The organism is Pseudomonas sp. TE9122 (assembly GCF_056278925.1).
This window is the reverse complement of the sequence record NZ_JBWBQI010000001.1, coordinates 2,675,471-2,690,137: the sequence shown is the minus strand read 5'-3', so window position 1 is coordinate 2,690,137 and position 14,667 is coordinate 2,675,471. Positions and strand designations below refer to the sequence as shown.

10 protein-coding genes are annotated in these 14,667 nt (G+C 57.5%); 5 read left to right on the top strand and 5 right to left on the bottom strand.

Features of this window, described 5'->3' with window-relative positions; all coding sequences use genetic code 11:
* Positions 1-41: 41 nt before the first annotated feature.
* From ACZ9BE_RS12110 to ACZ9BE_RS12090, 5 genes are all read right to left on the bottom strand, one after another.
* A complete protein-coding gene (locus ACZ9BE_RS12110; protein WP_056789758.1) occupies positions 42-947 on the bottom strand; it encodes an AraC family transcriptional regulator in 906 nt (301 codons plus the stop codon).
* Between the two features lie 88 nt (positions 948-1,035).
* Complete coding sequence (locus ACZ9BE_RS12105; RefSeq protein WP_315435115.1) at positions 1,036-1,899, bottom strand: PI-PLC domain-containing protein; 864 nt, start codon at positions 1,897-1,899, stop codon at positions 1,036-1,038.
* Between the two features lie 107 nt (positions 1,900-2,006).
* A complete protein-coding gene (locus ACZ9BE_RS12100; RefSeq protein WP_476249476.1) occupies positions 2,007-3,311 on the bottom strand; it encodes a glycosyltransferase in 1,305 nt (434 codons plus the stop codon).
* Positions 3,312-3,407: 96 nt separating this feature from the next.
* Entirely contained in the window at positions 3,408-6,896 is a 3,489-nt protein-coding gene (locus tag ACZ9BE_RS12095) for a hypothetical protein (RefSeq protein ID WP_476249475.1), read from the bottom strand.
* 606 nt (positions 6,897-7,502) lie between these two features.
* Entirely contained in the window at positions 7,503-7,862 is a 360-nt protein-coding gene (locus ACZ9BE_RS12090; protein ID WP_095180108.1) for a response regulator, read from the bottom strand.
* A 266-nt stretch (positions 7,863-8,128) separates the two neighbouring features.
* On the opposite strand from ACZ9BE_RS12090, the gene ACZ9BE_RS12085 reads away from it, so the two are divergent.
* From ACZ9BE_RS12085 to ACZ9BE_RS12065, 5 genes are read left to right on the top strand one after another with little or no spacing between them, the layout of a single operon-like run.
* Positions 8,129-11,602: a response regulator gene (locus tag ACZ9BE_RS12085; protein WP_122706356.1), complete on the top strand. Its 3,474-nt coding sequence runs from the start codon at positions 8,129-8,131 to the stop codon at positions 11,600-11,602.
* The gene (locus tag ACZ9BE_RS12080; RefSeq protein ID WP_016774863.1) at positions 11,602-12,435 is read left to right on the top strand and encodes a CheR family methyltransferase; all 834 of its coding nucleotides are present in this window, start codon (positions 11,602-11,604) and stop codon (positions 12,433-12,435) included. The genes ACZ9BE_RS12085 and ACZ9BE_RS12080 overlap by 1 nt, the downstream gene beginning before the upstream one ends.
* The gene (locus ACZ9BE_RS12075) at positions 12,432-13,025 is read left to right on the top strand and encodes a chemotaxis protein CheB (RefSeq protein WP_041480259.1); all 594 of its coding nucleotides are present in this window, start codon (positions 12,432-12,434) and stop codon (positions 13,023-13,025) included. Before ACZ9BE_RS12080 ends, ACZ9BE_RS12075 begins: the two co-directional genes overlap by 4 nt.
* Positions 13,019-14,233, top strand: coding sequence for a hybrid sensor histidine kinase/response regulator (locus ACZ9BE_RS12070; RefSeq protein ID WP_041480260.1), 1,215 nt, complete (start codon positions 13,019-13,021; stop codon positions 14,231-14,233). Before ACZ9BE_RS12075 ends, ACZ9BE_RS12070 begins: the two co-directional genes overlap by 7 nt.
* 44 nt (positions 14,234-14,277) lie before the next feature.
* Positions 14,278-14,655 (top strand): response regulator, encoded by a 378-nt coding sequence (locus tag ACZ9BE_RS12065; RefSeq protein WP_056789776.1) that lies wholly within the window; start codon positions 14,278-14,280, stop codon positions 14,653-14,655.
* Positions 14,656-14,667: the final 12 nt, after the last annotated feature.

The following is a 14,667-nucleotide window of genomic DNA, read 5'->3' as shown; positions in this document are numbered from 1 at the left end:
CCGCTTTCGCGAGCAGGCTCGCTCCCACAGGTGGCGTGTCGTCAGAGATGGTTCTGTTCAGTCAGCCGTTGCACCGCCAGCCGTCGATAGTGCGACGGCGTCATGCCCTTGAGTTGCTGGAAGCGTCGATTGAAGTTGGAAATATTGTTGAAGCCCGACTCGAAGCACACCTCGGTCACCGGTTTGTCACCATCGGCCAGCAGCTCACAGGATTTGCTGATGCGCAGGCGATTGACGAATTCGATGAAGTTGCGCCCGGTGGCCTGTTTGAATACCCGGCTGAAATAGGTCGGTGTCATGCCCAGGTGCTCGGCCACTTCTTCCAGTGAGATGTCCCGCGCGTAGTGGCTGAAGATGTAGTCGACCGCGCGGTTGGTGCGGTCGATGTTGTGTTCGTCGGCCAGTTGCGGCGTGGTGGCGCCGGACAACAACTGGAAGTCATCACTGGCCGCGAGCAATTCCATCAGGATGAAAAAGTGCCCGAGGCGAGTGATGCCGGTGCTGTCGGCGATCCGCTGCATCAGTGTCATGGCCTGACGGATCGTGCGCTTGCAACGAAATTCGATGCCGTACTGCGCACGCTCAAGCAGTGGCGCCAGGGATTTCAGCTCAGCGAACACCTGGTGCCCGCTCTCGAACAATTCGTCGGTGAAGTTGACCAGCATGTCGCGCTTCTCCACCACTTCATCCTCGGCGACCTGGCTGATCCAGTTGTGCGGCAGGTTGGGACCGGTCAAAAACAAAGTCTCTGGATAGAAGTTGCCGATGTAATCGCCGATGAACACCTTGCCGGAGCTGGCCACGATCAGGTGCAGCTCGTACTCCTTGTGGAAATGCCAGCGCACCAGCGGGCAGGGGAAGCCGTGCTGGCGGTAGATGATGGACAAACCGTTATGGTCGTCCATCAACTCGTAGGAAGGGTCGGTCACGCGAGCGGTTCGGGTCATGACGGGGCACTTTTTTATTATCGCTGCGCGATCATGCCTCGTTTTTTGCCATTTGTGCCACTTCCGACCGGCCGTCCGTGGTGACCGCTCAACTGAGCTTGTCGCGCGCCTTTTGCAGGTTGGCCATTTGGCAGAAACGCACGATGTTGGAATTTTTGATGAAGTCGAAATTGATAATGTTGCACTTGCGCGCCCAATCGGATTTTTCCGGGTCGAACCACTCGTCAAGACTGTCGAGGATTCGCTGCGGCCCGCCGAGTGTGTAACTGGTTGCCGACAGCGACCATGGGCGAAGCGTACTGACAGGTGTGCTCAGTACGTTGTCTATATAGCCATAAAGATCCGAGGTGCTGACCTGTGATTTGCCGATCCACTTGTGATTGATTGGTCTGTAGAAACGAAAGTCTTCGCTTTCCCAGGTCATCGGCGCGGCCACCATAATGCGTTGCAATGGATTGATGGCTTTGAGTTGGCCAATTGTCAGATGCAGATTGTCGGTGGGAATGATCCGTTCCCCAAGGTGCTCCAGCAAAGCTGTTTTGAATTCCTCATGGTTGAATGGATCTGTAGCGCTGGAAAGTTCATGAAAGTCCAGAATGATAAACTCATTCGGGCTTCTTTCATAAAACCCCTTAAGGTCCCTGATCAGGTCTTCAAGCGTTCGCGAAGAGTTGAATCCATTGTGGTGAAAACGGAATCTCGCCAGTTGTTTCGCCTTGCTGTTGTAAACAAGGCGTACATCAAGTGCGCGAGCGCCGCGATTCAACTGCGAATAAAAGGAAACGTCCTGGCAGGCAAGCCAGTTTTTCCCGGGAATAAGGGCGTAAGACGCTTCCCAGTCACAACCGGCGTTATGCGCGCCGGGCAGGGTCATTTCAAATAACGAAAGATTATCGATTTGTGGTGAATAAGCCATCCATTGATGGGTTGGTATATCGTCGAAGTTTTCCATGTTGCACATCCTGCGAAGTGGTTAGTAAGTTGCGCGCAGGATGTTTATAAGCATGTTCGTGTTATTGCGAAAGTTGGCTTTTAATGCAAGTCATGTAATTGATGTAATCAGCGCTCTGTTGGGCTCGATTGGTTTTTGGCTTCGATCCATTGAGCCATGTATTGAGTGCTTTTGAGTGTGTGATGTCGCAACATGGCGCCGGTGAAGTTGTCGTTTCTAAGTTGTGCCAAGTGTTGTCGGCAATCATCTATCCGGTTGATCAGACGCGGGCCATGTACGCTGCGCTGATAACGCTGCTGCAAAAGTGCCGAAGCCTGAATCTGCGCCTGCTGCCAGCGCGCCGGATTTTCGTACAGTTGCACCGCCTGTTCGGCAAAGGTGTTTGCGTCGAGGGCGACGGCTCCCGGCCACGGAGCTTCGCCGTGCATGGCTTCGGCGCCGATCGGTGTGGTCACACTCGGCGTGCCACAGAGCATGGCATCGAGCAGTTTGCCCTTGATTCCCGCGCCGAAGCGCAATGGCGCAAGGCAGACTCGTGCTGCCGACATCACTTCAAGTGCATCTTCGGCCCAGTCCATGATGTGAAAGCCTTGGGCCGGATTGTGCAGTGCGGTGGCTTTGGGCGGTGTATAGGCGCCATAGATATGCAGTTGCGCGCGAGGCAAGCGCGCGCGGATCAGCGGCCAGAGGGCGGTCTTCATCCAGAGCACGGCATCCCAGTTCGGCGCGTGACGGAAGTTGCCAATGCTGAGGAAATGCTCCCGCTCTTCGAAACCTGGCGGGGCGGTGTCCGGAAGATCAATCATCAACGGACACCAATGCAGGATTTGCCGAGGCAGGCCAAATTCCTCCACCAGCAGGTCGATCTCGACTTCGGAAATCATCAGGTTCAAGTCGCACCGATACAGCGCAGCGATTTCCCGTTTGGCCAGATCGGTGCCGGCCATCAGCTGGAATTCTTCGTGCAATGCCGGTGCAAACAGCCCGGTGAAATCAGTCTGCTCGTCGTTGCTTTTCAGCCGGTCCTTCAGGCGCTGATGACGCGCATGCCGCAGGCTTTGCAGGTCGGAAGTTTCCAGGAGGCGCAGGGCGCCCGGGCAGTGTTTCTCCACCCGCCAGCCAAACTGTTCTTCCATCATGAACTGATCGAACAGCACGATATCCGGCGCCAACTCGCTGATGAACACGTCGAAACTGCTGTTGTTGAGCTCGATCGATACTTCGCGAATGCCCAGCGCCGTCAGATCAGCTTTGTGTTCACCCGGGCCGGCCGGGCTGCTGAACGTGATGTCCCATCCCTGATCGAGAAATGTCTCGAGGATCTGCATGACATGCCCGCTGGCCGCCGATGAGCGCGGTTCTGGCCAGACGTAGCCGATGACCAGAACTTTGGTGGTACGCGAATGGCTCACGACTGATCCTCTGACCCATGGAAGAAAAAAGGGCGCAATTAAACCACAGCGAAGTGATTGAAATGCACCCTGTCCACCGACCAGCCGTTTCAGCGTTTAAATGACCGGTTTGGCGAGGTTGAGCAGCAGCGGCCCTTGTAGAAACTTGCCTGCAGCGGTGTTGCGCACGGCATCGTCGATGGTCTTCACATTGAAGCTCAATATGGCCGGACGCGTTTGTGCTTGATCGAGCAGCGATACCGCAAGCATGTATGACTCAGCGTTGGCCAGCGCCGGATGGTCCTGGACCAGTTTCGGCAGACTGGTTTTTACCTGGTTGAACTCGACGAATCCCGGTCGGTGCGCCAGAGCGTGATGTGGATTGATCAGGTTGTCCGGATGCGCCTTGCGCGCGTCCCGAGCCAGCTCCAGCAGTCCGACCGCATCGAACTCCGCCTGATGCAACTCCGGGTAGACCTTGCCGTAGTACAGGTCGAGGGTGTCCGGGCCACCGTGGGACATTTCGTGAATCAGCACGTCGGCGACGCTGCCGTCGTCGTAGCGCGACAACTTGTAAAACTCATCGAGATTGTCCGGGTAGATCGACAGAAACCGGCCTGCGGACTCATCGATTTTTTCGCCGGTGCGCAGCGCTGTCTGCCAACGCTTATAGGCCGGTGGCGAAAGCGAGGCGATCACGCCGGGTTGATGCGGGCGGAACGTCACATTGCTGAAACTGATCGACTCGAGATCCTTGCGCATCGCGCTGAGATGTTTCGACACGTGCTGTGCCACTTCATCGGAATCGTTACCGAACACATGCTTGAGCACCGCGCGAATGTCGTCGTTGGAAGACGGTTGCGACAGCGCGTTGATGGAGTTGTCCAGCTTGGTCCGGGCGCGGGGAATGGCTTTTTTCAGATAACCGCGGGTGTAACTGAATGGCTTGAAGCGGCCGAACAGGCGCTTCAACGGGGCGAAGTTACCCAGGTCGAGCAGTTTCAGGCGCGGGCCCCAGGCACCGCCGGTGCGGATGCTCAGCGCGTGCCAGTCCTGGTTGCGTTCCAGCACTGCGATGTCGATCGCCTCGCCAAGCGCGTCGGCGCCTCGCCAGGTCGCCTGACGCACATCGCCGGTGTGGGAGAGCCTGAGCCAGTCCCGACTCTCGACGCCATGGATCAACCTTTTCAATTGCACGCTGGCGGTGTGCGCGGTGTCGAGCGCGGTTTCACCGGCAAAGACCACGCCGCGTTTGACCAGACGAAAACCTTTGCGGGCGAGGGTGGGCAATCCGTCGAGCGGGTTGATCAGCGACACGGCCGCTCGGGCCACGGCTTTGGCGACTTTCAGCAGTTTTAGGGTGGTCGACCCGGTCTTGGCGATGATGCTCGCTGCCGACGCGCCAAGACCGACCAGCAGGCCGATGACCGACAGGCCATCCAGAATGCAGCCACCAATGCCTTCGGCGACACGGTCGGTGCGTCCGGAACGAATGTCTTCAATGCACTGTTTGAACGGCACGATGACATTGATTGCCAGGTTCTCGACGATCTCCCTGGTGTCGCGCCATTCTTCCAGGCCGTTGCGCACATCCAGTGCGGCATACAACTCTTCGCGGCGGGCGACAGGATGATTGTCCAGTACGCATTGGGCGATCTCATCCAGTTGCGCAGAAAAGAACAGCGGAACCGCGCGCACATCAGTCTCTTGCAGTTGCAACTGCCAGAGCTTCTCCACCACTACTTTTGAAGTCATGCCCTGGCGTGGTTCGCTGCCTTCGCGGTAGGCGGCGTAATCGAGGGGCCACTCGCTGGCTTTGTTCTTGTCCTGAAAATCGTACTTGCTGCCAGTGTATGAAAGGGTCGGCCGTTGATGAATGAGACCGGTGTGTTGCAGCTTGAGCGCCAGATCCGGACGCTCGTAGCAAACGCCGCGCAGCGTGAACAGTTCGTAAGCGCGCAGCCGATCACCGTTGTCGCAGCAAAGAATAATCCCGTAACGCCCATTGGCCTCATCTCGCTGGATTTGCGTTTCTTGCTGCGTATTCAGTGGATTGACTTCCTTCCTGACGGTGTAGAAGGTCATTTGGCCGCTGGTCAAGGCCTGACGATCATGCTCTGGCATCTGCGTGATCGCCATTTTGATCAGGGACGATAGACCCTCGCGCACGTTCCGGTAGTAACGATCAAACGCCTGGTCAAACAGTTGCGACGGCGATTGCAGTTCGGCCAGGCGGGTGAAGGCATCGGCCGGGGGGTGGAAGTTGTCGCGGGTCTTGAATTTGTCCGAAAGTTGCCCGTCTTCAACCAGATCGCCGGAAAGATACAGATCGAGAATCGACAGGCGTAGGCGCAACAGGCCGTTGATCGCGTATTGGTTGTTGTCAGTGGCGCTGGCGAGGAAATTCCAGAACTCGGTGAGAATTCCCGCCGGATGCGCAGCCTTCAACCCTTCGAGCCAGCTACGTTCGCCGAAACTGTCCAGGTACTTTATTTCGAAGGCCGGCTGTTCGAGATAGGCGCCGGCGGGCATCACTTGCTCCAGCGCACGCAGAGCGATTTTGCGCCGGTCCGGTGGCGCGGTGGACAAGCCTGTTTCAGACTGGGCCAGAGCCTCCATGTAACGCGAGAAATACGCGCTGGCCTTGATCACCGTGGTCTTGTCGTAGTCTTTGTCGCTGCGGTAAGGGATGACTCCGTTGAGTACCGCCCAGTCCACCACCGCCGGGATCGCCGCCGCTTCGTACAACTTGTCGAGCTCACCGGAAACCGGGGTCAGCTCGGAAAACGCCTTGAGTTGTGCAAACGTCATTGCACGCGAGCTGCCAGGTGCGGCGTGCTCGACCACGGCAGCGCTCTGGCGCGCAGTTACCCAGCCTGGCTTGTCCAGCGTGAGCCCGGGCGGGATCTGGTCGATCAGCAACTCCGGTGCTGCACCCGCGATCAATAGATGCGCTGCCAGTGGCGCGTTGTGCGCTTCGCTCAGGCCCAGATCAACCAGATGCTGTTCGAACAGGACGCGTACTTCGGCAGCGCTGAGTGTGGAATTCGCCGGTTGATAGAAGTCATAGCCGGCGACAAGAGGCTGATCGGAGCGCAATTGCATGTCGATGATCAGCGCAGCGATGACTAACTCATTGACCTGGCGTTCGCGCACGTCCGCGTTATTGGCTTCCAGATGCCAGCCAAGGCGTGCATGCAGGGTTTCTCCCAGGGCGCGAGCGGTTTTTCGCCTCAGGAAGTTGTGCAGGAACTTGTCCGCGTTGTCGCGTATGTCCTGTGCCGGAATCAGGTTGAAGTTGGCGAACGCCAGTACCTGCAACAGGCTTGTCGCACCTTGGGTCAGCTCATGCACTGTCTGGGTTATGACTTTGCGGTCCGCCATCGATAGATGAAACGGTGATGACTCATCGGCGTGGAGCAATTCGTGGTAGTCGCCCAAGGCGGGTGGCTCGGGCAGTTCGAAGGCCAGCCATTCAATCAGAGCCCGGGTTTCGGCAATGTTCGTCGGCAAGTCATAACCGTTGAACTTCAACCATTGCACTATGCCAATCACTTGGCCGGAATAAACGACGCCGCCGATGTTCTTCGCCAAATCGGCGAGCATATCGAGTTCTTCGGAAAACACCGAAACTTCAGCATTATCCAGTGCAATACTGAAACGATGGGATTCGAACTCTGAGTCATAAACAACGAGAACTCCGGCGTTGGTATCCACTGCTAGTTGAATATCAGCTGAAAAAGAATGGTTGCGTAACAGCTGCGCAAACTCCGGGGTTGCAATTAAATTTTTCAAGGCATTGCGTGCTGGTTCACAGCGTTCGTCAAAACTGCTGCCGATGACCCGGGGTATGAAGCGATCTTGCACATTAAATACAGTGGCGACCGGCAGCGAGGCGCTTGCCGAGTAACTGTCGGCCGAGACTTCAAACTCAGTTGCCTTAAGGGCTTCAACAAGTAACTGAACAATAAGCGCGCGTTCCTGTTTGTCAGAAGCGGAGCAATCGACGGCGGCAGGCACGTCGGAAGAAATGAACTGCATGGGCACTATCCTGAATGAGTATCGAAAGTTCCCTGGCTGTATTTCGTTATTTATTAACGCGGCCAAAGATGATTCAGGATAGAGCTGGCAGGTTAAGCAATGGCAGTGTTAGTTAGTTGCTGATTATTTTCGGATGTGACAAGTTGCATCTGCGACGGGCATTTATCAGGTTTATTTCAGAATGCCTTTAACTTTGTCGCGCAATTGATCGATGGAGAAGGGCTTGCCGATGACATGCATGCCATCGGGTACTTCGAGACTCTCGGCATAGCCGCTGGCGAACAGGATGGGCAGAGCAGGGCGCAGCTGACGGGCCTTTTGAGAGAGTTCGCGGCCATTCATGCCAGGCAGGCCGTAGTCGGTCATCATCAAATCGATGGCTTTGCCAGGATCCGCAAGGATTTCGAGTGCCGCGTTGCCGTCATCAGCCTCCAATACCGTGTATTCCAGCTCCTCCAGCACATCGACGATAAGCATGCGCACGATGGAGTCGTCTTCTACGACCAGGATAGTGGATGGAGTGGCAGACATGGCAGGACTCTCAGAAAAATGAAATCGGGGGATACCGGGCAAGCGAATTTGCCGGACTCTTGCATGAGTAAGTGGCGCATAGCCACAAGTTCCCGAGCTGATACAAAAAAAGAACAGGTCAGTGCGGTGAGGCAAGGATAACCGTTGGCGTCGTCCAATGCGCAGGTGTGCGTAGGAAAATGCCATCATTTGTGTGAGAAAAATGGATCCATGGCGGGGTTTTGGGGCAAACTCTCGGGTTTTCAACAGTTCGACAAGGCTGCCCCATGTCCTCTCCGTCCTCGGTTGATGAACAACGGTTCCGCAAACTTCTGAGTCGCAACGTCAGCCTGCCGCTGGGCGTCGGCGTGCTCAGTGCGGTGTTTTTCGTCTCACTGATCACCTATTTGCTGTCCGTCATCCAGTGGGTCGAGCATACCGACCGGGTGATCAATAACGCCAATGAGGCGGTGAAACTCACTGTCGATCTCGAAACCGGCATGCGCGGCTATCTGCTCAGCGGTGACGAGCACTTTCTCGACCCGTACGAAGTTGCCAAGCCGCGTATCGAGGTCGCTCTCAATACGTTGCTGGAGCTGACCGCCGATAATCCGGTGCAGACCGATCGCTTGCGCCGTTTGCAAGCCTTGCAGGTGGAATGGGCCAACTACGCGCAATCGATGATCGATCTGCAGCGCAGCAGCGGTGATTATCGAGGCGCGGTCAAGGCCGGGCGGGGCAAGCGCCTGACAGATGAAATCCGCAAGCAATTCGAGGACGTCATCGAGACCGAGCAAGTGCTGCGCGCCACGCGCAACGAGGATGTGCGTCGCACCACCATCTGGAGCATCACTCTTTATCTGATCTTCATCGTCGGGATCAGCGGTTTGCTGGCCTACATCGGCCGCCGTGATCTGCTCAACCTGTCGACCAATTACAGCGCCAACCTCGCCGCGCAGCTGGCCAGCGCTGAACGCCTGGAGAAGCAGGCGTGGCTGCGCAACGGCCAGACACAATTGGCCGAGCAGGTGTTGGGGCAACTGACGCTGAACCTGCTGGGGCGCAACATTCTGCAATTCTGTGCGCAATACCTTGGTACTGCCGTCGCCGCGCTTTATGTGCGCGAAGAACATGGCGGCCTCAAGCGCGTGGCGACTTATGGTTTCTCCCGCGAGCAGGAAGAGCTCAATCAAACGATCTACAGCGGCGAAGGCATCGTCGGCCAAGTGGCAGAACAGGCACGCCTGATCCGTCTCGACGCGGTCCCGGGCGACTATTTCAAAGTCAGCTCCGGGCTCGGTGCAGGTCTGCCGCACAGTGTGCTGGTGGTGCCGACCAGCGATGACGATCGGGTCAATGGCGTGATCGAGCTGGGTTTCCTGCGTCCGCTGTCCGAGCGCGACATCGAACTGCTGGAATTGATTGCCGGCAACATCGGCACCTCGATCGAAGCGGCGCGTTACCGTCAGCGCTTGCAGGAAGTGCTCGCCGAAACCCAGCAGCTCAATGAAGAGCTGCAAGTGCAGCAGGAAGAGCTGAAGACCGCCAACGAAGAGCTGGAAGAACAGTCGCGGATTCTCAAGGAATCCCAGGCGCATCTGGAAACCCAGCAGGTTGAGCTGGAGCAGACCAACGAGCAGCTCGCCGAGCAGCGCGATGCGATGGACAAGAAAAACACCGAGCTGAATCAGGCGCAGATCCAGCTTGAAGAGCGTGCCGAAGAGCTGCAACGCTCGAGCAAGTACAAGTCCGAATTCCTCGCCAACATGTCCCACGAACTGCGCACGCCGCTCAACAGTTCGCTGATTCTGGCCAAACTGCTGGCGGAAAACCCGCAGCAGAATCTGTCGGCGGAACAGGTCAAGTTCGCCGAATCGATCTATTCGGCCGGCAACGATCTGCTCAACCTGATCAACGACATTCTCGACATTTCCAAGGTCGAGGCCGGCAAACTTGAAGTGATTGCCGAAAACACCCGCGTCGATCGTCTGGTCGACGGCTTGCGCTCGATGTTCGAACCGTTGGCGGCGGACAAGAAACTGGCCTTCAGCGTCGAGGTTCAGCCGGACGCACCGGGCTTACTGTTCACCGACCGTCAGCGTCTGGAGCAGGTCATCAAGAACCTGCTGTCCAACGCGATCAAGTTCACCGAGCACGGCGCCGTCAGCCTGACCATCACCGCGCAGCCGAATGATCACATCGCCTTCAGCGTCAAGGATTCCGGGATCGGTATCGCCGCGGATCAGCAGGAAAGTATCTTCGAGGCGTTCCGTCAGGCGGATGGCACCACCAATCGCAAGTACGGCGGCACCGGTCTGGGCCTGTCGATCTCGCGGGATCTGGCGACGTTGCTGGGCGGTTCGATCAGCGTCGACAGCGTACCGGGGCAGGGCAGTACGTTTACGCTGGTGTTGCCGCGTCAGTATCACGAATTCGGTGAAACGCCGGCCGCGCCGCTGACCTTCCACCCGGCACCTGTGACGCCTGCGCCAGTTGCTGTTGCGGCTCCGCTGGCATCGGCGATTCCGGCAGTCATCCCGCGCTTTGCCGACGATCGCGACAAGGCACCGTTCGCCACCCGCTGCATTCTGGTGGTGGAGGACGAACCGAACTTCGCCCGTATCCTCTATGACCTGGCCCATGAGTTGGGCTACATGTGTCTGGTCGCCCACGGCGCTGACGAAGGTTACGACCTGGCCCGCGAATTCGTGCCGGATGCGATCCTGCTCGACATGCGCCTGCCGGATCATTCCGGTCTGACCGTGCTGCAACGCTTGAAAGAACGCGCCGAAACCCGGCACATTCCGGTGCACGTGATTTCCGTGGAAGACCGCGTCGAAGCCGCCATGCACATGGGCGCCATCGGCTACGCAGTGAAGCCGACCACCCGCGAAGAGCTCAAGGACGTGTTCGCCCGTCTTGAGGCCAAGCTGACGCAGAAGGTCAAGCGCGTGCTGCTGGTCGAAGACGACGATCTGCAACGCGAAAGCATCGCGCGGCTGATTGGCGACGAAGACATCGAAATCACTGCGGTCGGCCTGGCCCAGGACGCCCTGGAATTGCTGCGCACGACCATCTACGACTGCATGGTCATCGACCTCAAGCTGCCGGACATGCTCGGCAACGATCTGCTCAAGCGCATGTCCACCGAAGACATTTGCTCGTTCCCGCCGGTCATTGTCTACACCGGCCGCAACCTGACCCGCGATGAAGAGGCCGAGCTGCGCAAGTATTCACGCTCGATCATCATCAAGGGCGCACGCTCCCCGGAGCGGTTGCTCGACGAGGTCACACTCTTTCTGCACAAAGTCGAATCGCAGCTGTCCCATGAACGGCAGAAGATGCTCAAGACCGCGCGCAGCCGCGACAAGGTCTTTGAAGGTCGTAAAGTGCTGCTGGTGGACGACGATGTGCGCAACATCTTCGCCCTGACCAGTGCACTGGAACACAAAGGCGCAGTCGTGGTGATCGGCCGTAATGGCCGCGAAGCGATTGAGAAACTTCATGAAGTCGAGGACATCGACCTGGTGCTGATGGACGTGATGATGCCGGAAATGGATGGCTTCGAAGCCACCATGGAAATCCGCAAGGATCCGCGCTGGCGCAAGCTGCCGATCATCGCGGTAACGGCCAAGGCCATGAAGGACGATCAGGAGCGCTGCCTGCAAGCGGGCGCCAACGATTACCTGGCCAAGCCCATCGACCTTGATCGTCTGTTCTCGCTGATACGTGTGTGGTTACCGAAAATGGAACGCATCTAGTGGAACGCAGCAGTTCAGCCGAGCGCAACAGCGAAATCGAATTACGCTTGTTGATCGAGGCGATTTACCTGAAGTACAGCTATGACTTTCGCGACTACTCCGGCGCTTCGATCAAGCGCCGGGTGCAGCACGCGCTGAGTCAGTTCGAGTGCGCGACCATCTCGGCCCTGCAAGAAAAAGTCCTGCACGACCCGACGGCGTTCATGCAGCTGCTGCAACTGCTGACGATCCCGGTCAGCGAGATGTTCCGCGATCCGTCGCACTTCCTGGCGATCCGCAACGAAGTGGTGCCGCTGCTGCGCACCTATCCGTCGCTGAAAATCTGGATTGCCGGCTGCAGCACGGGCGAGGAGGTCTATTCGATGGCGATTCTGCTGCGCGAAGAAGGCCTGCTCGACCGCACGATCATCTATGCCACCGACATCAACCCGCGCTCGCTGGAGAAGGCCAAGCAAGGGATTTTCTCCATGGAAAACGTCCGCGCCTACACTGCCAACTATCAGCAGGCCGGCGGTCAGCGTTCGTTTGCCGATTACTACACGGCAGCCTACGGCTACGCGATTTTCGACAAGAGCCTGTGCGAGAACGTGACATTCGCCGACCACAGCCTGGCCACCGATAGCGTGTTCTCCGAAACCCAGTTGATTTCCTGCCGCAATGTGCTGATCTACTTCAACAAGAAGCTGCAGGACCGGGCATTCGGGCTGTTCCATGAATCACTGTCGCATCGCGGCTTTCTGGTGTTGGGCAGCAAGGAAACCCTGGATTTTTCCAACTATTCGAATCAGTTCGAGGCGTTGGTCAAACAAGAACGGATCTACCGCAAATCATGAACGACACCCCGAGCCTGCCTCGTATCGAGGCTGTCGTGATCGGCGCCTCTGCGGGCGGTGTCGAGGCCTTGTTGACCCTGCTCGGGCCGTTGCGCAAAGGCTATGTGCTGCCGATCATCATCGTTTTGCATCTGCCGGAAGAACGCCGCAGTCATCTGGCCGAAGTGTTCTCCCGCCGTGTGGCGATGCCGGTCAAGGAAGCTGAAGACAAGCAGGACATTGAAGCCGGCACGGTGTATTTCGCCACGCCCGGTTATCACTTGTCGGTCGAAGCGGATCGCAGCTTGTCACTGAGCCTGGAGGACCGCGTACATCATTCGCGGCCGTCTATTGATTACCTGTTTGAATCCGCCGCTGACGTTTACGGCGAGACACTCGCCGCCGTCCTGCTGACCGGCGCCAATCACGATGGCGCGCGCGGGCTCGCTTACGTCAAGCGTTGCGCCGGCCTGACCATTGTTCAAGACCCCGAGGATGCACAAGTTGCCACCATGCCCCAGGCTGCACTGAACGTTCTGCAGCCGGATCATGTCCTACCCATTCACGGCATCGGCCGTCTGCTAGTCGAGCTGGAACGAATCGCATGCTGAGTAATATCCAAGCCAAACTGTTGATCGTTGACGATCTGCCAGAAAACCTGCTGGCGCTGGAAGCGCTGATCAAGCGCGAGGATCGCACGGTCTACAAGGCTCTGTCGGCGGACGAAGCACTGTCGCTGTTGCTGCAGCACGAATTCGCCATGGCCATTCTCGACGTGCAGATGCCCGGCATGAACGGCTTCGAACTCGCCGAGCTGATGCGCGGTACAGAGAAGACCAAGAACATTCCGATCATCTTTGTCAGCGCTGCCGGCCGAGAACTCAACTACGCGTTCAAAGGCTATGAAAGCGGTGCGGTGGACTTCCTGCACAAGCCGCTGGATATCCATGCGGTGAAGAGCAAGGTCAACGTTTTCGTCGATCTGTATCGCCAGAGCAAGGCGATGAAGCAGCAGGTCGAGGCGTTGGAGCAGGCCCGGCGTGAGCAGGAAGCGCTGCTGCAACAACTGCAAAGCACCCAGCTGGAGCTGGAACAAGCGGTGCGCATGCGTGATGACTTCATGTCCATCGTCGCCCACGAGGTGCGTACGCCGCTCAATGGCCTGATTCTCGAAACCCAGTTGCGTAAAATGCATCTGGCGCGAGACAACGCCTCAGCGTTCACCCTCGACAAGATGCAGGCGATGGTCGACCGCGATGAGCGGCAGATCAAAAGCCTGATTCGCCTGATCGAAGACATGCTCGATGTCTCGCGAATCCGCACCGGCAAACTGTCGATCCGACCGAGTCGTTTTGATCTGGTGCAACTGGTCAGCAATCTCCTGCAGAATTTTGCCTCGCAAATGGAAGCGGCAGAAACCAGCGTTTCCTTCGAGGCATCGGCGCCGGTAGAAGGTTGCTGGGACGAGTTCCGCATCGAGCAAGTGGTGTCCAATCTGCTGACCAATGCCTTGCGTTACGGTGGTCGCAGCCCGATTCAGGTGCGCGTCTATCGCGAAGATGACGAGGCCCGGGTCGAGGTACAAGACCACGGCATCGGCATCAGCGCCGAGAACCAGAAGCGTATTTTTCAGCAGTTCGAACGGGTGTCCGCCAAGACGGTGGTGGCCGGGCTCGGGCTGGGTCTGTTCATTTCCGAGCAGATCGTCGCCGCCCATGGCGGCTCCATCGTCGTCGAGAGTGAAATCAACGAGGGCGCCCTGTTTCGCGTTTGTCTGCCAATCCAGGAAAACGGCATATCCGACGCAACCTCTGAGTGACCACACGGTCGTATCAGCAGCTATTGACCGAACAAAGGCTTCCCATGAGCGTAGATGCGCAAGATGTAGTACTCGTCGTCGAAGACGAACCGGTTATCTTGATGGTCCTGACGGATTACCTGTCGGGGCAGGGCTATCGCGTGTTGCAAGCGGAAAATGGCGAGCAGGCTTTCGAGATCCTCGCCAGCAAACCTCATCTCGACATACTGATTACCGATTTCCGCCTGCCGGGCGGGATCTCCGGCGTGCAGATTGCCGATCCGGCGGTGAAATTGCGACCGGACCTCAAAGTGATTTTCATCAGCGGCTATCCGCAGGAAATCCGTGAGACCGGCAGCCCGATTACCAACAGCGCACCGATTCTGGAAAAACCGTTTGATCTGGATGTGTTGCAGGAAAAGATTCAGGAATTGCTGGCCTGATATGTAGGAGCT